17 protein-coding genes and 1 pseudogene are annotated in these 18,643 nt (G+C 65.8%); 4 read left to right on the plus strand and 14 right to left on the minus strand.

Features of this window, described 5'->3' with window-relative positions; genetic code table 11:
• Positions 1–23 precede the first annotated feature (23 nt).
• Positions 24–740, minus strand: a complete 717-nt coding sequence (locus VGV07_RS17595; RefSeq protein ID WP_326870028.1) for a glyoxalase superfamily protein — start codon at positions 738–740, stop codon at positions 24–26.
• A 236-nt stretch (positions 741–976) separates the two neighbouring features.
• Between VGV07_RS17595 and maiA the strand changes: the two genes are divergently transcribed.
• The gene (gene maiA / locus VGV07_RS17600) at positions 977–1,612 is read left to right on the plus strand and encodes a maleylacetoacetate isomerase (protein ID WP_326870029.1); all 636 of its coding nucleotides are present in this window, start codon (positions 977–979) and stop codon (positions 1,610–1,612) included.
• Positions 1,613–1,868: 256 nt separating this feature from the next.
• Here the strand turns inward: maiA and mscL are convergent, their stop codons facing one another.
• The gene (gene mscL / locus VGV07_RS17605; protein ID WP_326870030.1) at positions 1,869–2,297 is read right to left on the minus strand and encodes a large conductance mechanosensitive channel protein MscL; all 429 of its coding nucleotides are present in this window, start codon (positions 2,295–2,297) and stop codon (positions 1,869–1,871) included.
• Positions 2,298–2,545: 248 nt separating this feature from the next.
• Here mscL and VGV07_RS17610 point away from each other — a divergent pair, with 248 nt between their 5' ends.
• Positions 2,546–4,162, plus strand: coding sequence for a hybrid sensor histidine kinase/response regulator (locus tag VGV07_RS17610; RefSeq protein ID WP_326870031.1), 1,617 nt, complete (start codon positions 2,546–2,548; stop codon positions 4,160–4,162).
• Here the strand turns inward: VGV07_RS17610 and VGV07_RS17615 are convergent.
• From VGV07_RS17615 to VGV07_RS17645, 7 genes are all read right to left on the minus strand, one after another.
• Positions 4,159–4,359 (minus strand): hypothetical protein, encoded by a 201-nt coding sequence (locus VGV07_RS17615; protein ID WP_326870032.1) that lies wholly within the window; start codon positions 4,357–4,359, stop codon positions 4,159–4,161. The two genes, VGV07_RS17610 and VGV07_RS17615, sit on opposite strands and share 4 nt — an antisense overlap.
• Positions 4,360–4,395: 36 nt before the next feature.
• The gene (gene rpsU / locus VGV07_RS17620; protein ID WP_326870045.1) at positions 4,396–4,647 is read right to left on the minus strand and encodes a 30S ribosomal protein S21; all 252 of its coding nucleotides are present in this window, start codon (positions 4,645–4,647) and stop codon (positions 4,396–4,398) included.
• A 116-nt stretch (positions 4,648–4,763) separates the two neighbouring features.
• The gene (locus tag VGV07_RS17625; protein WP_326870033.1) at positions 4,764–5,018 is read right to left on the minus strand and encodes a hypothetical protein; all 255 of its coding nucleotides are present in this window, start codon (positions 5,016–5,018) and stop codon (positions 4,764–4,766) included.
• A 104-nt stretch (positions 5,019–5,122) separates the two neighbouring features.
• Positions 5,123–5,329, minus strand: coding sequence for a cold-shock protein (locus VGV07_RS17630; RefSeq protein WP_326870034.1), 207 nt, complete (start codon positions 5,327–5,329; stop codon positions 5,123–5,125).
• 241 nt (positions 5,330–5,570) lie between these two features.
• Complete coding sequence (locus VGV07_RS17635; RefSeq protein ID WP_326870035.1) at positions 5,571–6,140, minus strand: dihydrofolate reductase family protein; 570 nt, start codon at positions 6,138–6,140, stop codon at positions 5,571–5,573.
• 77 nt (positions 6,141–6,217) lie between these two features.
• Positions 6,218–6,808, minus strand: coding sequence for a helix-turn-helix domain-containing protein (locus VGV07_RS17640; protein ID WP_326870036.1), 591 nt, complete (start codon positions 6,806–6,808; stop codon positions 6,218–6,220).
• A gap of 213 nt (positions 6,809–7,021) precedes the next feature.
• Positions 7,022–7,681 carry a response regulator gene (locus VGV07_RS17645; RefSeq protein WP_326870037.1) on the minus strand — a complete coding sequence of 220 codons (660 nt, stop codon included), beginning with the start codon at positions 7,679–7,681 and terminating at the stop codon, positions 7,022–7,024.
• 249 nt (positions 7,682–7,930) lie between these two features.
• Between VGV07_RS17645 and VGV07_RS17650 the strand changes: the two genes are divergently transcribed.
• Positions 7,931–11,800, plus strand: coding sequence for a peptidoglycan-binding protein (locus tag VGV07_RS17650; protein WP_326870038.1), 3,870 nt, complete (start codon positions 7,931–7,933; stop codon positions 11,798–11,800).
• Here the strand turns inward: VGV07_RS17650 and VGV07_RS17655 are convergent.
• Genes VGV07_RS17655 through VGV07_RS17670 form a run of 4 tightly spaced genes read right to left on the minus strand, consistent with a single transcriptional unit; the run spans position 11,797 to position 17,283 of the window.
• Entirely contained in the window at positions 11,797–13,077 is a 1,281-nt protein-coding gene (locus VGV07_RS17655) for an aminotransferase class III-fold pyridoxal phosphate-dependent enzyme (RefSeq protein ID WP_326870039.1), read from the minus strand. The genes VGV07_RS17650 and VGV07_RS17655 overlap by 4 nt on opposite strands.
• Positions 13,077–15,218 carry an iron ABC transporter permease gene (locus VGV07_RS17660; RefSeq protein ID WP_326870040.1) on the minus strand — a complete coding sequence of 714 codons (2,142 nt, stop codon included), beginning with the start codon at positions 15,216–15,218 and terminating at the stop codon, positions 13,077–13,079. The genes VGV07_RS17655 and VGV07_RS17660 overlap by 1 nt, the downstream gene beginning before the upstream one ends.
• Positions 15,215–16,333: an ABC transporter ATP-binding protein gene (locus VGV07_RS17665; protein WP_326870041.1), complete on the minus strand. Its 1,119-nt coding sequence runs from the start codon at positions 16,331–16,333 to the stop codon at positions 15,215–15,217. The genes VGV07_RS17660 and VGV07_RS17665 overlap by 4 nt, the downstream gene beginning before the upstream one ends.
• On the minus strand, positions 16,333–17,283 hold the full coding sequence (locus tag VGV07_RS17670; protein WP_326870042.1) for an extracellular solute-binding protein: 951 nt from the start codon (positions 17,281–17,283) through the stop codon (positions 16,333–16,335). Before VGV07_RS17670 ends, VGV07_RS17665 begins: the two co-directional genes overlap by 1 nt.
• A gap of 123 nt (positions 17,284–17,406) precedes the next feature.
• Between VGV07_RS17670 and VGV07_RS17675 the strand changes: the two genes are divergently transcribed.
• Positions 17,407–18,264, plus strand: a complete 858-nt coding sequence (locus VGV07_RS17675) for a LysR substrate-binding domain-containing protein (RefSeq protein ID WP_326870043.1) — start codon at positions 17,407–17,409, stop codon at positions 18,262–18,264.
• 72 nt (positions 18,265–18,336) lie between these two features.
• On the opposite strand, the pseudogene VGV07_RS17680 reads toward VGV07_RS17675, so the two are convergent.
• Positions 18,337–18,643: pseudogene (locus tag VGV07_RS17680) on the minus strand (hypothetical protein); the annotation flags it as partial.

Here is an 18,643-nt window from a genome sequence, read left to right on the forward strand (position 1 = left end):
GCCGGGAGGGGGCCGTCTGTCAGTTAGTTCGCCGCCGGCTGATCGCCACCGAAATCGAGGTTGGTCGGACGGCTCAGGTAGCGCGGACCGGGCTCGGTGGTCGCAACGCCCTCGCCAACTGCTTCCAGCCTGAAGCGCCTCGCCCAGACCTTGCCGCTGCCGCGAAGGAAGAAGCCGTAGTGGATGGCCGCGGCACTTTCGGGCACATCGAGAACGATCTGCCGTTCGATCCAGCCGTTGCTGCCTTCAAGCGGGCCGCCGGGGCGTCGCATCAGGTTGTCGAAGCGCAGATACCGTCCCTCGACCGGATCGACGCGCATCCAGAGCGTCGCGGTCTCAGCGTCCTCGGTGCGTAGCTCCGCTGTGAGCATCAGCCTGCCACCGCGATACGGATCGGCGAGGATCGATTGCATCAGCACCGCAGTTTCCCCCGCGGCCCGGTCGATGGCATTGTCGCGGTCGGGGCGGCTCTCGATCAGGGCGCTGCCTGGAGAGTTGGGGTCGATGCCGAGACGGTAGTTCCCCTCGTTGGTGCCATGGGCGACGTGCCAACCGGGCGGCAACTCGAGTGGAGCGAGGTGCGCAGCGGTGATGCGGGCCGAGAGCATGTTCCAGTTGGCGAAGCCGAACTGGCGAGCCACCAGCTCGAGCGCCTCGGAGTGCGAAATCTCCTGGCCGCGTTCGGCGAGGGCCTGGCGCAACGCCTTGGCCATCTGCTTGGAATCGAGAAAGGAATGCATGGTCTGATCCTCTGGCGGACAGCATTCGGGGTCAGTGCTCGCATTGCCGACGGGCTGTCCGATGAGGGCTCAAACCCAGTCATTGAGTGGTGCATTCACCTTTCCCGGTGAAGGGCGCGAGCGGCGGGCTGCACCAGCCCTGCCCCCGCAGGATATCGGAGCTGTCGAACCTGTCAAACAGTGGCAGGCCTGCAAACCGCTGGATTGTGACAACGGCTCCGGCCACACTTGTCGCCATGCAGCTCCGCCTCCACTCCCGCTACCAGAACTCCGCCGGCCAGCGCGTGCGGATCGTGCTCAACCTCAAGGGCATCGGCTACGAATATGTGCCGGTTCCCTCTGCCAGCTCGCCCGAATATCGCGCCATCAACCCGCAGGGGCTGATGCCGGCGCTGGAAGTCGATGGACGCATCGTGGCGCAGTCGCTGGCGATTATCGGGCTGATCGAGGAGCTCTATCCCACCCCGCCGCTGCTCCCCGCCGATCCGCTCGATCGCGCCGAGGCCCGCGCCTTTGCGTTGCTGATCGCGGCGGACGTGCATCCGATCAACAATAACCGGGTGCGCAAATATCTCGCCGGGCCAATGGGCGCCAGCGAGGCTCAGATCGACGGCTGGTACAAGCACTGGATCGCCACGGCGTTCGACAGTCTCGAGGTGGCGCTGGCGCGGCGGACCCGTCCGACCCGCTACGGCTTCACCGATGCGCCCGGCCTCGCCGAGGCCTGCCTTGTGCCGCAGATGGCCAATGCCCGCCGCTTCGGCTGCGACCTCACTCCCTACCCGCTGCTCGAAGCCCTCGACGGCTCGTGCCGCGACTTGCCTGAGTTCGTCGCGGCGCGGCCCGAGATGCAGGTGGATTATCCTGGGTAGGGCCTTAGTGGTTGAGCCGCGCCGGCGAAGCTGATGGGCTTGTGCCGAGCCCCACCCACCGGCTGTCATCCCAGCGAAAGCTGGGACCCATCCATCGACTTGCGCTCTGGCGAGGTGGGTCCCTGCTTCGCAGGGATGACACCGAGTTTTGGGGCGGCGTCTGGTGGCAGGTCCGCCGATGGCCCCGCGAGACGACCTCAATGAAAGCGCACGCCGGGTCAGCGGCGTGCGTTCCATACGTCGCGCTGTAACGCGCTTACTTCTGCGCCTTGATGGCGTCGCGGATTTCAGTGAGCAGCTTTTCTTCGGTGGTGGGCGCCGGCGGCGCGGCCGGGGCGGCAGCTTCCTTTTTGCGCAGGCGGTTGATGCCCTTGACCACGAGGAACAGCACGAAGGCGATGATGGTGAACTTCACCACGGCGTTGATGAACAGGCCGTAGTTGAGCGTCGCCACGCCGGCTGCCTTGGCGGCGGCAACCGATGGAACGGGGATATTGTTGGGGTTGGAGATGACGATGAACAGGTTCGAGAAATCGATGCCGTTGAGGATCAGGCCGATGATGGGCATGAACAGGTCGTCGACGATCGACGAGACGATGGCGCCGAACGCGGCGCCGATGATCACACCGATGGCAAGGTCGATAACGTTGCCCTTCAAGGCAAAATCGCGGAATTCCTTGAACATGTAAGTCCCCTTGGTTGGCGGCGCCGACCGGCATCCCCGTTTCGGCAAATTGCCCGAGCCGCGCCCTCGGATGAGTTTTTCTCTGTTTGAGCGACAAAGCAACTCAACTATTGACGCCAGATCAGCGGCTTGTGGACGACTTACCCACCTAGGGCGGGAATGCGACTCGCCATGCACCCGACTTTGTGTGGCCTTGCGAGGGGGAGAGCCGGGGCAGATATTGGGAGGCTGGGGGCACGGAACCGACAATGGTCGAAACGCAGACCGAGGCACAGGATTCGCTGCGACAGGCGATCGAGCACATCCCGCAAGGGGTGGCGGTGTTCGATCGCGACCTGCGATTGGTCACCTGCAATACCCGCTATGGCGAGTTGCTGGCGCTGCCGGCCGAACTGATGCGCTCAGGCACGGCGCTCTACGACATGGCGCTGTTCGTGGCGCGGCGCGGCGACCTCGGCGCGGGCGACGCGATTTCGCTGGCGGCGCAGCGGGTGCAGACGCTGACCCAGTCGCACACCACGGTCAGCCAGCGGCTCGGCGCCAAGGGCCAGGTGCTGGAGTTCCACTCCTCCCGCCTGCCCGATGGCGGGCTGGTGATCAGCTTTGCCGACGTGACGGCGCGGGTGGATGCCGAGACCGAACTCGCCAGCATCAACCAGTCGCTCGAGGGCCGCGTCGAGGAACGCACAGCGGCGCTGATCCGGGTAAACTCGGAGCTGGAAGTGGCGCGCGCCAAGGCCGATGCCGCCAACCGCGACAAGACGCGGTTCTTTGCGGCCGCCAGCCACGACCTGCTGCAGCCGCTCAACGCGGCGCGGCTCTATACCTCGACGCTGGTGGAGCGGGCCGGCGGCACCGGGCTCGACGAGTTGGCGCATTCGATCGAGGCGTCGCTGACGGCGGTCGAGGAAATCATGGCGGCGCTGCTCGATATCTCCCGCATCGATGCCGGTGCGGTGAAGCCGGCGGCGACGCCGTTCCAGGTGCGCGACCTGCTCAAGAAGGTGGATGTCGAGTTCGCGCCGCTGGCGCTCAAGAAGGAGATCGAGCTCAGGCTGGTCGATACTTCGCTTGCCGTAGTGGGCGATCGGGCGCTGACGGCGCGCGTCATCCAGAACCTCGTCTCCAATGCCATCAAGTACACCCGCCAAGGTGGCAAGGTGCTGGTGGGGGCACGGCTGCGCGGCACGCGGGTGCGTTTCGACGTGATCGATACCGGCATCGGCTTCAACAAGGACCAGCACGCACTGATCTTTGCCGAGTTCAGCCGGCTGGAGCATGGCGCACGCATGGCGCAGGGGCTCGGCCTGGGGCTGTCGATCGTCAAGCGCCTGGTGGCAGCACTGGGGCTGACGATGGAACTCGAGAGCAAGGAGACCCGCGGTTCGCGCTTCTCGCTCTATCTGCCGCACCACCGCTCGCTCAAGGTGATGCCCGAGGAAGGCCCGGCGCGCGAGCCGACCTCAAACCTCAATGGCCTCAGGATTCTCTGCGTCGACAACGAGCGCGCCATTCTCGATGCGATGGAGGGGCTGCTCGGCGGCTGGGGATGCGATGTGCGTTCGGCCCGCTCGCTCAAGGACATCGACAAGGACGGGTTGCTGCTCGGCTGGCTGCCCGACCTGGTGCTGATGGACTACCATCTCGACCAGACCTCGGGCCTCGATGCCATCGAATGGCTGCGCCACAACGTCGGCGGTCACCTGCCTGCCGCGCTGGTCACCGCCGACCGCAGCCCGGCGGTCCGGGCGTTGGCGGAAGACCGCGGCATCACGGTGGTCACGAAGCCGGTGAAGCCCGCGGCGCTGCGCGCGACGATCAGCCAGTTGGCCGGGCAACGCGGACGCAAGCGCCTCGAGGCTTAATCGGGATCGGAAGCCGAACTGTCGGCCCCCGTGGATTTGATCAGGGCGGCGAGTTGGCGGCTCAACGCCTGCCCTTCGAGCTGCTTACGGTCATAGCCTTCGGCGACAACGGCGAGCTTCAGTTCGCTCACCGTGCCGAAGCGACCGGACCGTGCCAACTCGAAAGCACGCTCAAGGGTGGTCTTGCCAATATCCATGCTAAGATCGATCCGATCGATGGAACGCCCGTCTGGTCAGCGTGAGCGGCCGGGGGTGGCGCCGGGCCGAGGCTTGGGGGCAGCGATCAAGCCTTCGCGGATGGCTTGCTTGCGTGCGGCTTTGCGGCTGCGGCGAACCGCTTCCGCCTTCTCCCTGACGCGCGTCTCGGAGGGTTTCTCGTAATATTTGCGAAGCTTCATTTCGCGGAACACGCCTTCACGCTGCAGCCGCTTCTTGAGTACGCGCAGCGCCTGATCGACGTTGTTGTCTCGAACTTGAACCTGCATCCTGATCTTTCCTTGGTTGGAGTGACGGCCAAACGAGCGTCCCGCCATTGGCGGGCGCTTCCGGTGGGTGGCTTGACGGGCGACCTGAGTTGTTGCGCTCGGTTCGCCCGGTGATGTCACCGACGGGTAATGGCGATCGTCACTGGTCGTATGGCAGCCTCGGCTGCCGGTTTGACGGCGGAACTCGGCGTCAGGTCCGCCTCGGCGACGACGCGCTCGAGGTTCTCCCCGAGCGGCTTGACGCGGTAGAGCGCCGGCCCTTTGTCGTGCGGGAGACAGAAGACCACCTCGACCGGTCCGGCCACGCGCGTGCTGGTCTTGGGAGACGAGCGCATTTCCAGCATCTGGCCAACTCTGTATCGATGCGACATTTGCTGTCCTTATGTGGGGCCACGGCTGAGCTGCCGCCCAATGGCCGGGCTGGTCAGCCCGGCCCCTGAATTGAGCTTTCGGCGCCGAACACGGCGCCGAGGCCTCAAAGCGCCGACAGATTCGTGGCGGAGAGCTTGCCGTCGCGGCCCGTCTCGAGCTCGTAGCTGACCTTCTGGCCTTCGTTCAGGGTGGACATCCCGGCGCGCTCGACGGCGCTGATGTGAACGAAGGCATCCTTGCTGCCGTCATCCGGCTGGATGAACCCAAAACCTTTGGTGCTGTTGAAGAATTTCACGGTCCCGTGGATCATGACTGGTCTTTCTCGATAGCTGGCGCAGCACAAATGCAAACGCCCGTCCCCAGTTGGCAGCATGCCAACCAGGCCTAAACGTTCACAATATCAAGCAAAGCCGGATTTCTGGTCCGAAAGTGTCACGAGACGTGAGCGAAACGTCCCCCATCTTGCGCCTATTGAGCGGCGATAACAAGGCAATTCGCCGGAGCGGGCCATACCGAGGGGCGGTGGCGGACCCGTATGGAGCGGAAGCGGCCTAGGACGGCGTGTAGACGGCGTGCGCCATTCCCGATCCGAGTTGCCTCAGGTCGCGAAGGTCGAACCGCGCGGCGAAGTCGTTGGGAAACAGCCGCGTGCCACGTCCCAATACCGTCGGGTAGATCAGCATGTGAACCTGATCGACGAGCCCGAGCGGCAGCAGTGAATGCACCAGCCCGGCGCTGCCATAAACCAGTATATCGCCTTCTCCCTCGCCCTTAAGCCGACGGACATGGCCAGCCACATCGACCGACAGCACGGTGGTATTGGTCCATTCCGCCTGCCGCATAGTGGTGGAGGCGACGTATTTCGGCATGCCGTTTAGCCGTTTGGCGAAGCCGCCCGGATCGTTGAGGTTCGGCCAGACCGCAGCGAAGCCCTCATAAGTGGTGCGCCCCATAAGCGCGAGGTCGGCGGCCCAGAGTTCCTGCCGCATGATCTCGTCGCCTTCCGGCCCGCGGCTGAAGGGGCCGACCCAATTGCCGAGGCCGGAATTCTCCATGCCTACAGGGTCCTGAACCACTCCGTCGAGCGAGATGTAAACGCTCACAACGAGCTTGCGTGTCATTTGGCATTTCTCCGTTCCTGAAGCCTCGCACGCTAGCGAGCGGCATTCTGGCTGTATTGAACGGAAGCGACAGCCGCTTAGCGCGCCTCTGCCACCATGCGGCCCGGCGTCTGACCCATGAACCGTTTCAGCGATCGCGTAAGGTGGGCCTGATCGGCATACCCCACTTCGGCAACGACATCAGCGATCCCGACGCGGGTATCCAGCAATGCTGTAGCGCGGTGCGCTCGTTCGATCTGTTTGATTGCACCGAGGCTGAGGCCGGTTGCCCTGAGAACGCGGCGTTCGACTGAACGCGGGGACAATCCCATCGCGCCACCTTGCATGGCGGTGCCCACGATCGGATCGGCGGCAAGTACGCCGGCTCCAGCCAACCGTCCCACCAGGGCCTCCACATCGTCGTAGCCGGGAATCTCCCATTCGCGGCCACCCAGATAGAGCGAACCCGAGGTAGCGGAGGCGATCGACAGGTCGCGATCCACCAGCGCAGGCAACGCAAGGTCCGGCAAGAACGCACCAAGCCTGAACTGAATGCCGACGAACTCGGCATCCAGGGGGATGGGCATGACGGCCGCCCGCGTTTCGGGACCGCGCAGTGTTACATGGGTGCCAGCAACATCTCGCCAGATGACGATTTCCCAATGGCTGGCGGCAGTAGAGATGAACATGCTTGCAGGCACGCTCCGAGCCCGCCACACCCGGTCGACGAATGGGGAGCCAGACTCGCGGGCTTCAATGTCAAACAGTTGTTCGGCGCGTCGCATCAAGCCGGACCCGTGATTGGTCGTCCCAGTCGATATCCATAGGACGATCGACGATGCGGCGAGACGACAATCACAGACAAGAAACAAGCAACTCTCGCCAAATGCGGGGCTTGTGCCTCAGGCGCCCGACAGCAACTCGTCGAACTGGCCTTCCTCGATCTTGGATGCCGCAATCACCGCCTGGGTGCGGCTGTCGACGTCTAGTTTCTGCAGGATCGCCGAGACGTGGGCCTTCACCGTCGCCTCGGAAATCGAGAGTTCGTAGGCGATCTGCTTGTTCATCAGGCCGTCGCTGAGCATCATCAGCACGCGCACCTGCTGTGGCGTGAGCGTCGCCAGCCGCCGCATCAAAGCGGACTGGTTGTCTTCGGCCGGAAACTCCATGCCCTCGGGCACGAACACTTCGCCCGACAGCACCGTCTCGATGGCCCGGCGGATATCGGCCGGGCCGACGGATTTGTGCAGATAGCCCGAGGCGCCCAGTTCGAAGGCGCGGCGGATGATGCCGCCATCTTCGACGGCGGTGACGATCATGACCGGGATTTCGGGGTACTGGGCGCGCAGCAGCAACAGGCCCGAGAAGCCGCGCACGCCGGGCATATTGAGATCGAGCAGCACCAGGTCGCAATCGCGATCGGCTTCGAGCGCAGCGCTGAGCGCCGCCAGATCGCCCGCTTCCTCGACCGAAATCGACGGATCCCCGCCGGCCAGCGTTTGGCGCAGCGCGGCGCGGAACAGCGGGTGGTCGTCGACGATGATGATGCGACGGGTGGTCATCTAAGCGTGAACTCCTGGGCGCCCTACCTAACAAGCAGCTTGCTGCTTTTGTATCCCACTTAAGACGGGCGTGGGGATTCAGATTTCCGCTGCCTGCCCCTACGTGTTTTCATCCACAGCTCGACGTGCCGATTCGCAAAATGCGATTGAGCTTAACGCGATCTTTACCATGTTTTCCCAAGAGTAATCGGATGCTCATGGCCCGAACTGGGTCTGAGGCGTTCCGTTTCAGGTGCTTGGGATCGACCGATGGCCCGCGCGACTTCCACGTTCCAGACGCAAGACTACGGCCAGCCGGGTTCGGGTGAATGGCAGGAACTGCGCGGCGAACTGGTGGCGCTGCTGGATCAGGTCGAGACACAAGTCGCCCGCGCTGCAAGGCCTGAGCCGACCTACCAGGGCCTCGCCGAACGGATGCGCGACCTCCGCCACCAGGTGACCGAGGCCGAGCCCGATACCCGACACCGCGAGGCGCTGCGCTCGGTGCAGCGGGCGATCGACAAGTTCACCGACCGCGACGAGCCCATGGCGCACACCAACCCACGCGACACGCTCGAATCGGCGATCCAGCAGATTCGCTCGCGCCATTTCGGCGCCGCAGCCCCCGCCTCGCAGATGCCGCAGCCGCAACCGGTGTTGCAGAGCGCGCCGCACTTCGATGAACTGGCCGAAGCGGTGGGCGGCATTTCCACCCGGCTCGAACGGCTCGAGGGCGAACTCAGGGTGCAGGCCAAGGGCCAGACCACCAATGTGCGCGAGATCGCCGATCAGGTCGGCCAGCTCAGCCATGTGGTGGAGCTGCTCGCCGGCGCGGTGGGTGAAACTGGCCAGGTCAAGCGGCTCGAAGGCCATATCGCCGGGCTCGCCAAGCTGATCGCCGATGGCCCCAAGGTCGATATGGCGGCGCTCAACCAGCGGCTCGATGACGTTTCGCTGACCGTCGGCAAGCTGGCCGAGTTGCAGAAGCACTACGCGGACCGCTCCGACGTAAGTGGCATGACCGCGCGGCTCGACGATGTCAGCGCCACGGTCGGCCGGCTGGCGGACCTCCAGGTCCAGTATGCCAACCGGGTCGAGAGCCCGAAGGACGGGCTCAAGGAGGCGATGGGCGCCATCGAGGATGGCGTTCGCAACATCTACGATCGGGTCGACGCGATTGAACGGACGATGGCGATGCCACCGGCCGAACTGGAAAAGATCACTGAAGAGCTGGGCCGCCTCGCGCAGGCGATGAAATCGCCGCAGCAGCCGCAGGGCCTGATCGAGTTGATCGACGCCCTCAATGTGCGGATCTCGGACATGGAGGGGCGGACCCAGGAAGTCGGCGAGCTGAAGCTCGACATGGAGGCACTGCGCAACACCGTGCTCGGTGCGCTGGAGCCGCGCTTTGCGGCGCTCGAGCAGCAGCTCGAAGTGCTGAGCGACAAGGTCGACGATCGCTCGTCCGAGGTCAGCATCGGCCAGCTCGAAGCACAGGTGCGCCAACTGGTGGCGCGCATGGACCAGACCGGCGAACAGTTGACCGGCCTCGCCAAGCTTTACGCGCCACCGGCTGTCGCCGAGGCTCCGGATTTCGACCAGCTCGCCGACCTCGTGGCGTCACGCACGTCCGATGCGATGCGGCAGCTCGATCAACCGACCAAAGCCGGGCTCGACGAGGCCGGCTATGCCGAGATCGAAAGGCGCGTCAGCCAGGCGATGAAGGCGGCGGCCAAGGAAAATCCGGCGCCCGAGACCGTTGCACTCGATGCCACCATCCGCGAAGTGAACGAGCGGCTGAAGCGGCTCGAAAGCTCGCTGGAAGCCAAAGCCGAGACCCCCGTTGCCGCTCCCGCTAGCTTTGCCAAGCTGCCCGAGGCGCCAGCGCCCAGGCTGGCCGAGCCCAAACCGCCGGCTGCCGCTCCTGCACCGGTGACCAGCGAACCGCTCAATCCGATTTCGCCGCTGCTCGACAACCTGTCGTTCGAGGACGAGTTGCCATCGCGACCGCAGCCGGTCGATCTGGGCGACAGCATGCCAAGCGACCCCAGTGTCGATGCGCCACTGCTCGATAAGCCCTTCGGCGAGGATCCCAACCCGCTGCGCACCGCGCTCGAGGTGAAGAACGGACCGCGCAAGCGTCCGGCCGATCCGGCTGCGGAACTGCCGCCGGCGCCGATGCCGTCGCTCGACTTGAGGGACGAGCCCGAGACGCCGGCCTTCGATCCGAGTCTCGCCGAACGGCCGCCACAGCCGAAATCCAGCCTGGACCTGCCCGCCGACGAGGTGTTCGTCGCCAGCCCGAAGGCCGAGTTGCGTCCGGTGGCCGACGAGCCGCCGATGCCCAACCGCAACACCTTCATCGAAGCGCATCGGCGCGCCGCGCGCCAGGCGGCAGCCGGCAAGGCCGAACCGATTTCGGCCGCTGGCGGATCGCTGATCGGCAAGGCATTCGCAAGATTCCAGGCGACCCGCAGCGAGGCGCCCGATGTCGCTGCGACCCCTGATCTGGCCGTGCCGGCGAAACCGGCGGCCGAAAAGCGCAAGCCGGTGAAGGCCGAAAAGCTGGCGAGGACCAAGGACGTCAAACCGGCCAAGGACGAGACCAGCAAAAGCGGCCTGCCGTTCAGCGGCCTGTTCAAGGCCAAGCCGTCGCGCCAGCTGGCCGGTGACAAGGAGCCGGCGAGCCAATGGCAGCCGGACGAGCCGACGACGCGCGTGCTGCCGTTGGCGCCTGAACCCAGCATGGTAGCCCTCGGGGCCGAAGAAACCAGCCCGCCGGCGGACGACGCACAACCCAAGCAGAGCTTCCTGCTCCGCCACAAGCAGCCGATCCTCCTGGCGGCCAGCATAGTGGCGCTCGCCTGCCTCACCATCAACCTGATCAACCAGCGGATGAAGCCGACCGAGACCCCGGCGCCGGCTGCCACCGCTGCGCAGGATGTCGGCGACGCAGCGCTCACCCCGGTGCCGCTGGCCGAGCAGGGGTTCGTGACTGAACCCGGCAAGGCGGCACCGCGTGTCATCCCGACGCTCGACAAGCTGACCACGGCCTCGATCGGCGGCGCGACGCCGCAGAAATTCGTCGCGTCGGCCGAAACCCCGAAGATGCCGCAGGCCTTCGAGGCGGCCACCGAGATCGCGGCAAGAGCTCCCGGGGCAGCCGAGACGGCGCCCGCCGGCGAGGCAAAGGCGCCCGCGGGCGAGGCGAAGGCGCCCGCCGGGGTAGCTAACCTCAGCGACAAGGTCGAGCCACTGCTCGATGCGATGGAAAGCCCGGTCAAGGTCGACCGGCCGCCGGCAGCTGTCGGCCCGGAGCCGCTGCTGGCCGCCGCCGCCAACGGCGATGCGCGGGCGCAGTTCGAAGTGGCGGCGATCTATACCGAAGGCCGTGCCGTCCCCGAGGACCTGAAGGCCGCCGCGATGTGGTACGAGCGTGCCGCCGGCCAGGGCTTTGCCCCGGCGCAGTACCGGCTCGGCAACCTCTACGAGAATGGCCGCGGCGTGGAGAAAGATCTTGTCCAGGCACGGCTGTGGTACCAGCAGGCCGCCGAGGCGGGTAACCGCATGGCGATGCACAACCTCGCGGCGCTCTATGCCGGTGGCGGGCTCGGCACGCAGCAGTTCGACGCCGCCGCCAAGTGGTTCGAGGAAGCGGCCAGCCGCGGCATGAAGGACAGCCAGTTCAACCTCGGCATGCTCTACGCCCGCGGGCTTGGCGTGAAGCAGGATCTCGCCGCTTCATTCAAGTGGTTCAGCCTCGCTGCCGCCAAGGGCGACAAGGATGCAGCCAAGTCGCGCGACGATATCGCCGCATCGCTCGATGCAACGACAGCGCAGAGGGTGACTGCCGAGGTGGCTGCCTTCCAGCCGCAGCCGATCGACTTCGTCGCCAATTTCGCGCCGATCGGCACCTGGAGCGCCAAGTTCGACCCCGGGGCTCCGATCACCAACGTCAAGGTGGTGAAGGGCGTCCAGATGGCGCTGCGCCAGCTCGGCTTCGATATCGGCACCCCGGACGGCATGACCGGCCCCAAGACCGCCGAAGCGATCAAGAGCTTCGAGCGCTCGACCGGGATGAGCGAAAGCGGCGAAATCAACCCGCGGCTGCTCGCCGTGCTGGGCAGCCAGCCGGTCTAGGTTACCGGCTGCCCTGCCGCTGACGGCAAGGACTCGCGAGCCAGCTCGGCCACAGCCCGGCCGATGCCTGTGAGCGCCACGTCGATCTCCGCTTCCGTGATTGTCAAGGGCGGTGAAAAGCCAATCGCATCGTCACCTTTGGTGGTCGTCGAGATGCCAGACGCGAGGAGCGAGGCGAGGAGGTTGGCCTCGCCAGCATGCTGCAGCGCCGCTCTGTCGAGTTCGAGCGCCAGCAGCAACCCCTTGCCGCGGACTGAGCGGAGCCATGGGTTGCTTGCGGCGAGCCCCGCCACGCGGGCCCGGACCAGTTGCTCGAGCCGGGCGGCCCGCGCCGGGAGCTCGTCGCGGAGGATGATCGACACCGTCGTCAGGGCAGCGCGGGTGGTCAGCGGGTTCTTCTCGTGCGTGTAGTGGCCAAGCGCCAGTTCCGGCGCCACGTCGAACCGTGCGCCCGCAAGCACTGCGGCGATCGGCAAATGGCCGCCACCCAGCGCTTTGCCCAGCACCACCATGTCCGGTTGCGCTCCAAAGTGCTCAAAGGCGAAGAACTTGCCGGTCTTGCCGAGGCCCGACGGGATCTCGTCGAAGATCAGCGCCGTGCCAGCCGCATCACACAGCCGCCGCACCTCGGGCCACAGCCCGGCCGGCGGTACGTGGCAGTTGGAGCGGATCGGCTCGGCGATCAGCGCCGCGACACCGCCAGGCGTGGTCACCAAGGCGCGCTCGATATCCTGCAGCATCGCGTCGGCGCCGTGCTTCCAATAGGACCGCACATGCACCCGATCCGGCAGAAAGCTGCCGAGCCGGGCATCGGGGATGGCGCGCGACAGCCCGAACGCTCCGAACCCGTGGCCGTGATAGGAGCCCTCCAGCGAAATGGTAGCGCTGCGGCCGGTGGCGACGCGCGCCAGCTTCATTGCCACTTCGATGGCATCGGAACCGCCGGTGGTGAACAGCACCTTTGCCGGCCCTGCCGGCCATTGCCCGGTCAGCAGTTCGGCCAGCGCGGTTGCCGGCTCGTTGGCATAGCGCCGCGGCGAGAAGGTCAACTCGTCGAGCTGGGCCTTGAGCGCGGCGATGAGTTCGGGGTTGGCATGCCCGATATGGTGGGTGGTGTTGCCGTGCAGATCGAGATAGCGACGCCCGTCGAGATCCTCGATCCAACTGCCGGAAACCGCGCGGAGGCCTGCAAGACAGGGGCTCGAACCATCCTGATGGAAGAACACTTTGGCATCGCGCGCGACCAGCGCGGCGCTCGGGGAAATCTCGGTGTCCATCAGAATGTCGCGCCTGCGCCCATCACCGTCAGTTCCTGCCGTCGCCCGCTCGCTTTGGCGGGCATGCCCTGGGCGCGGCGGGTCTGCCGCTCGACCCACACTACGACGCCCATGGCAGCGGCGGAGACCAGCAGGAGGCCGACGCTCTTGGCTGCCGCATAGCCGTAGTTGGACGAGCTCGCGGCGCTGAAAATGGCCACCGAGGCGAGGTCGATATTGCCGCTGACGAGGAAGATGATCGACGACAGCGTCGTCAGTCCGTCGATGAAGACGTAGAGAATACCGAGCAGCGCTGCGATGCGCAGCATTGGCAGCGTCACTTCCCAGAACCGGCGGATCATCCCGGCGCCGAGGTTTTCCGCGGCCTCATCGACAGACTGATCGACGCGCTGCAGCGCGGCGCGGGCGGCGAGCACCCCGACATAGAGGTTGCCGAACATGATGTTGATGATGATGATCGCCTCAGTACCGCTCAACGACAGCCATTTGATGCCGAACGGCGCGTTGAAGGCGATAATGTAGCCCACCCCGAAGATGATGCCGGGCAAGATCGCCGGGATCAGCGCTTCGAAGGCGATGATATCGCCCCAGGGCCGCCGCATCCGCTCGGCGACATAGCCGATACAGAGCGCCAACAGCCCGCCCAGAGGCGCCGCGATAGCTGCCACGCGCACACTGTTCCACACTTCGTCGAGCCCGCCATCGCGTGAGCCGTAGCCGGTGCCTTCCATGCCGGCGCCCAGTCCCTCCGGGGTGAAATAGGCGAGGGTGAAGGTCCAGTCGATGCCCCAGATCTTGGTTACCGAGCCGAGCGCCATGACGATGTAGATGGCGAGGATCATCACGCAGAAAAACCCGGCAAGGCCGGTGAGCGCGACGCGCACCGGCAGCGGCTGGCGCTGCTCGGCGGGCGTGCCGGCATCGTTGCTGACATAGCGCTTGCGCCGGCCGAGCTGCTCGAGCGCCAGGTAGAGCAGCAAGGAGGGGATGATCAGCCACAGGCAGATGGCCGAAGCGAGCGGCGTGTTCTGGAAACTGGTGATCTCGTTGTAGATCACCCCGGCCAGCACCGGCGTATCGCGCCCCAGGATCATCGGGTTGCCGAAATCGGTGAGGCTCTGGATGAACACCAGCACCATGGCGCGTTTCAGCCCCGGCCAGCTCAGCGGCAGGGTGACGTTGGTGAACAGTTTCAGCCGCCCTGCCCCCAGCATCAGCGCGGCTTCCTCGAGCCGCCCATCCTGCCGCCGCATGGCGTTATCGAGGACGATCAGTGTCGTCGGCAGGAATGACAGGGTCTGCGCGATGATGATGCCGAGCGGGCCGTAGACGTTGAAACTGTCGGCGCTGCTGATCCCCAGCGTCTGCTCGAACAGGGTGTAGGTGATGAGCCCGCGTCGGCCGAACAGCATGGTGGTGGCGGTCGCCACCATGATCGGTGGCGCCACCAGCGGCAGCAGCAGGATATTGCGGGTCAATACCGGCCGGGCGATGCCGCCGCGATTGAGGCCATACGCGATGGCGTAGCCGATGCTGACCGTGGTCAGCACCGAGATCAGCGCCAGGGTGACGCTGTTGATGGCGGCTTTGCGGAGATAAGTGTCGGCGAACACGGCGGCATAATTGTCGAGCCCGTAGCGCTCTTGCCTGGCGGCGCGCAGCCGGTCGAAATCGGCTACCGAAAGCTGGTCGCGCACCGCGAAGGCCAGCGCGATGCGCTTGTGCAGCATGATGTGGGCGATGGGGAATGCCACCTCCACCGCCTGCGCTTCGGCCGGCGTCAAAGCCGGCAGCACCGCGTCGATGGCGGTCTGCTGGTGCTCGAATGGCGCCGCGACATCCCAAGCCGGCGTCAGTCCTGCGAGATCGTAGGCGACCGCCATGGCGGCCACCCGTTCAGCAAGCGTCGCCTGCTCGACCCAGCGCACCATCGCGGCGTCACGCTCGGCCTCCGGCATGAGCTGCAACGCCTCTTCGGTGATTTCGGCGAGGCGCCAATCCGGCAGGCGGCCGGAATTGTCAAAGCTTTTCAGCAGCACCAGCCCGACCGGCACGACGATGAATACCAGCAGCAGCGCTGCGACGATGCTCGCGGCGATGATGCCAGGCAGACGGCGAAAAGGGATGCCGCGGATGCTCACGCTGCCGCCTCGGGCTCGAGCGGCACCACGTGGGCGTAGTCGGCGACGATGCCGACGCGTCCGGACGGATTGGCGCTCGCCGACGAGGCTTCCTCGACCAGCAGCTCGAGCCCGTCATCGCAGAGCACCGTCAATCGCCGCGCTGCACCGAGGAAGGTCGAGCCGGTGATTGTGCCGGTCAGCCCGCCCGGCTGGCCTGCCGCAGCGAGCTTGAGATGCTCGGGGCGCACCAATACGGTCAGGCTCTCGCCCTGACGCGCGCCGTTCATGCCGATCGGCCAGAGCTGGCCATTGATCCTGAGCCCGCCTGCCTCGACGGTGCCGCGCAACAGGTTCGAGGTGCCGATGAACTCGGCAACGAAGCGCGAGCGCGGCCGGTGGTAGATCTCGCCGGGGCTGCCGACCTGTTCGATCCGCCCGGCGCGCATCACGGCGACGCGATCGGAGAGCGCCAGCGCTTCTTCCTGGTCATGCGTGACGTAGAGCGCGGTCATCCCCAGCCGATCGACAAGGCCACGGAGCTCAGTGCGGAGTTTGGCGCGGATGCGCGCATCGAGCGCCGACATCGGTTCGTCGAGCAGCAGGATTTCCGGTTCCGCCGCCAGCGCCCGGGCCAACGCCACGCGCTGCTGCTGCCCACCGCTCAACTCGTGCGGATAGCGGTCGAGCAGCCGGTCGATCTCGACGATCGCCGCCAGCTCTTCGACCCGCCTGGCCACCTCGCGGCGCGGCCGGCCGGCCATCTTCGGCGCAAAGCCGATATTCTGCGCCGCCGTCTTGGTGGGAAACAGTGCGTAGGACTGGAAGACGAAACCCATGCGGCGGCTGGCCGAAGGGGCGTGGGTGACATCGGTTTCGCCACGCCAGATGCGGCCACCATCAGGCGTGGCAAAGCCGGCGATCATCCGCAGCAACGTGGTCTTGCCGCAGCCGGAATCGCCGAGCAGCGTGACGAAATCGCCGCGGTCGATGCTGAGATCCACCGCAGCGACGGCCAGCATGTCGCCGAAGCTCTTGCTGACCCCTTCGACGCGAAGATGTGGCGTGCCCGTTGACTGCGGTCCGCCCGGATGGGCGGACCGCAGCTCGGCCTGGTTGGCGGCCACGTGCAGCATCAGTTGGTGACGAACTTGCTGGCCCACTCCTTGCGGAAGGCCTCGATATCGACCGGGCGCCGCATCGCCCAGATGGTCACTTCGTCGAGGTTGACGAGGCCGTGGCCCGGCACCGCCGTGGCGCCGACGAGCCCGCCGAGGATCTTGGCCGCCTCTTCGCCCGCCATCCAGTCGAGGAAGAGCTTCGCTTCCTCCGGGTGCTGCGCCCCGGCAACCAGCCCGCCGCCTTCGCTGGTGTTGGGGGTGATCCGGCCGAACACCACATCGACCGGCCGGCCGGCCGATTGCGTGGCGTAGCAGGTGGTGTCGTAGCTGAGCCCGATGGCCACTTCGCCGGTGCCGGCAAGCTGCGCGCCGCCCGAGCCGCCATCCGAATACTGGTAGACATTCTCGTCGAGGTTTTCGACGAAAGGCCAGCCGAACGCATCGACAAAGGTCGACAGGATCGTCGAGCCGGTGCCCGACTGCATCGGCGAGGGCATCGAGATTTCGTTTTTGTAGACCGGCTTGATCAGGTCTTCCCAGGTGGTCGGCATCGGCAGCTTCTTGTCGGCGAGCCGGTCGCGGTTCACCACCATGCACATCGTGGTGGCAAAGTAGCGGGTGTAGAAATTGTCCGGGTCGCGGAAATCATCGCGGATCACCGTGCTCTGAGCCGCATAGGGCTCGAACACGCCGGCATTCTTCAGCTGCTCAAGCGCCACGTTGTTGACGAGGTAGATCACGTCGGCCTGCGGGTTGGCCATTTCGGCAATGGCGCGTTCGGTGATCGGCCCGGTCGAGCCCGAAACCACCTGCACCTTGATGTCGGGATGCGCCGCCTGAAAGGCCGAGCTGAGCGCAGCTCCGACATCTTCCGACGCATCATACAGCACGAGGTCGCGGGCGTTGGCGCCGGCGCTCAGCAGCAGGCTGATGGCGGCGGCGGTGGTGAAGAGAATTTGGCGCATTCCTGTCTCCTTGGATTGCCCTGCCCCCTGGTTGGAGTGTGCGGCAGTTGCGGAACCGTTATAAGTTTGCTGTATGGAGACCATGTGCGATTTAAGTGACACTTATTTGACGCTGGAGCTCACATGAACCTTTCCCAGTTGCGCGCCTTTCACGCGGTGGCAAAGCAAGGGACTTTTTCGGCGGCGGCGCAGCTGCTGAATGTCAGCCAGCCCGCCATCACCCAGCACGTGCGGGCGCTCGAGGAAGCCATGGGCGGCCGGCTGTTTCACCGCCGCGGCACCGGCGTCGAGCTCACCGCCGACGGCACCGAACTGCTGCCGCACGTACACCAGATCATCAAGGGACTGGAGGATGTCTCGGCCCGGCTGGAAAACGGTCGGCTGGTGCGTAGCGGCCACCTCGCCATCGGGCTCTGCGGCCCGCACGTGGCGCTGCCGCTGATCCGGCAGTTCCGCGCCACCCACCCGGGCGTCCGGATCGAGACGCGCATGCACAATTCCAGCGCCCTGCTCGAGCTGGTGGCGCAGGTCCGCGTCGATCTGGCCATCGTCACGCTGACCGCGCCGATCAACGATCTGCTGTGCCACCGCCTGGTCGAGCAGCATGTGGTGCTGGTGGTGCCGACCGAGCATCCCTGGGCGAGCCGCGACGATGTCGATCTGAGCGAACTTGCCGGCCAGCCGTTCGTGACGCGTGAGCCAGGCTCGATGACCCAGCAGATATTCGAACAGGCGCTCAGCGCCCGCGGCATCGAGATCGACCGTCAGCTGGTGCTGGCGAGCCGCGAGGCAGTAAAGGAGGCGGTCGCCGCCGGCATCGGCTTGGGCATCGTGCTGGACAAGGAACTTGGCCACGACAGCCGGCTGACGGGAGTTAAGCTGGTTGGGGGCGATGTCGCTGCGGCCGAGTATCTGGTCGCTCATCCCGAAGTGAGCGAACTGGGCGCCATCCGGGAGTTCATCGCCCTGGCTGGATACTAGCCCTGTTTTCGGCTGTCAGACGCGGGCGGCCGGTCCCAACTGCTATGTCGTCGGGACCGGCGTTTCTGGCCTTCATGCTGCGAGCCGCAGCGCGGGGTGCCTGTCGGTGGCGTGTTCCACCGCCCAGTTGAGCGCCAGGTCGGCCACCGCTTCCCAGCCCTTGTCCATCAAGGTCCAGTGCGAACGATCATCGAAGATCTTGAGTTCGGTGATGCTCTTCGCCCGCTTCTGCTGGCGGTAGATCGCGTCGGTCATCGAGGCGTCGGCGATCAGGTCCTTGCCGCCACCGATCAACAGCAGCGGCGCCCGGTTCTGCCCGGCCCAGTCGATCAGCATCGGGTTGATCACCCCATCCCAGTACACCTTGCCGGCGGTCGGG

The organism is Devosia sp. (assembly GCF_035944845.1).
In the GTDB taxonomy this organism is placed as follows: Bacteria; Pseudomonadota; Alphaproteobacteria; order Rhizobiales; family Devosiaceae; genus Devosia_A.

Coding starts and splice junctions, on each gene's coding strand:
- VGV07_RS17645 (WP_326870037.1), bottom strand. CDS start 7,681: ATGACCACCCGTCGCATCATCATCGTCGACGACCACCCGCTGTTCCGC.
- VGV07_RS17635 (WP_326870035.1), bottom strand. CDS start 6,140: ATGACACGCAAGCTCGTTGTGAGCGTTTACATCTCGCTCGACGGAGTG.
- VGV07_RS17615 (WP_326870032.1), bottom strand. CDS start 4,359: ATGGATATTGGCAAGACCACCCTTGAGCGTGCTTTCGAGTTGGCACGG.
- VGV07_RS17670 (WP_326870042.1), bottom strand. CDS start 17,283: ATGCGCCAAATTCTCTTCACCACCGCCGCCGCCATCAGCCTGCTGCTG.
- rpsU (WP_326870045.1), bottom strand. CDS start 4,647: ATGCAGGTTCAAGTTCGAGACAACAACGTCGATCAGGCGCTGCGCGTA.
- VGV07_RS17595 (WP_326870028.1), bottom strand. CDS start 740: ATGCATTCCTTTCTCGATTCCAAGCAGATGGCCAAGGCGTTGCGCCAG.
- maiA (WP_326870029.1), top strand. CDS start 977: ATGCAGCTCCGCCTCCACTCCCGCTACCAGAACTCCGCCGGCCAGCGC.
- VGV07_RS17625 (WP_326870033.1), bottom strand. CDS start 5,018: ATGTCGCATCGATACAGAGTTGGCCAGATGCTGGAAATGCGCTCGTCT.
- VGV07_RS17630 (WP_326870034.1), bottom strand. CDS start 5,329: ATGATCCACGGGACCGTGAAATTCTTCAACAGCACCAAAGGTTTTGGG.
- VGV07_RS17675 (WP_326870043.1), top strand. CDS start 17,407: ATGAACCTTTCCCAGTTGCGCGCCTTTCACGCGGTGGCAAAGCAAGGG.
- VGV07_RS17610 (WP_326870031.1), top strand. CDS start 2,546: ATGGTCGAAACGCAGACCGAGGCACAGGATTCGCTGCGACAGGCGATC.
- mscL (WP_326870030.1), bottom strand. CDS start 2,297: ATGTTCAAGGAATTCCGCGATTTTGCCTTGAAGGGCAACGTTATCGAC.
- VGV07_RS17665 (WP_326870041.1), bottom strand. CDS start 16,333: ATGCTGCACGTGGCCGCCAACCAGGCCGAGCTGCGGTCCGCCCATCCG.
- VGV07_RS17655 (WP_326870039.1), bottom strand. CDS start 13,077: ATGGACACCGAGATTTCCCCGAGCGCCGCGCTGGTCGCGCGCGATGCC.
- VGV07_RS17650 (WP_326870038.1), top strand. CDS start 7,931: ATGGCCCGCGCGACTTCCACGTTCCAGACGCAAGACTACGGCCAGCCG.
- VGV07_RS17640 (WP_326870036.1), bottom strand. CDS start 6,808: ATGTTCATCTCTACTGCCGCCAGCCATTGGGAAATCGTCATCTGGCGA.